This is a genomic window from Allobosea sp. ASV33 (assembly GCF_016428755.1).
In the GTDB taxonomy this organism is placed as follows: domain Bacteria; phylum Pseudomonadota; class Alphaproteobacteria; order Rhizobiales; family Beijerinckiaceae; genus Allobosea.
The window spans coordinates 1-390 of record NZ_JAELTI010000244.1; the positions used below are offsets into that span (position 1 = coordinate 1).

General features: G+C 71.3%; 1 protein-coding gene. It reads left to right on the forward strand.

What is annotated here, in order from left to right; all coding sequences use genetic code 11:
- Positions 1–390, forward strand: a 390-nt coding sequence (locus JHD80_RS27340; protein WP_199093745.1) for a pyridoxal-phosphate dependent enzyme, incomplete at both ends; no start/stop codon positions are given.

Genomic DNA, 390 nt, shown 5'->3' on the forward strand with positions numbered 1-390 from the left:
CGCCCGAGCAGCGCAAGCGCGGCGCACTGGCCTTCTCTTCGGGCAACCATGCCCAGGCCGTGGCACTGGCCGCGCAGATGCTGGACATGCCCGCGCTCATCGTCATGCCCGAGGATGCTCCCGCCTCCAAGATGGCGGCCACGCGCTCCTACGGCGCCCAGGTGGTGACCTATGACCGCTTCACCGAGGACCGCGAGGCCATCTCCCGCCGCCTGGCCGACGAGCGCGGCATGACGCTGATCCCGCCGTTCAACCACCGCGACGTGATCGCCGGCCAGGGCACGGCGGCCAAGGAACTGTTCGAGGAGGTGCCCGACCTGGACTACCTGTTCGTCTGCCTGGGCGGCGGCGGCCTGCTGTCGGGCAGCCTGCTGGCGGCCGGGCAACTGG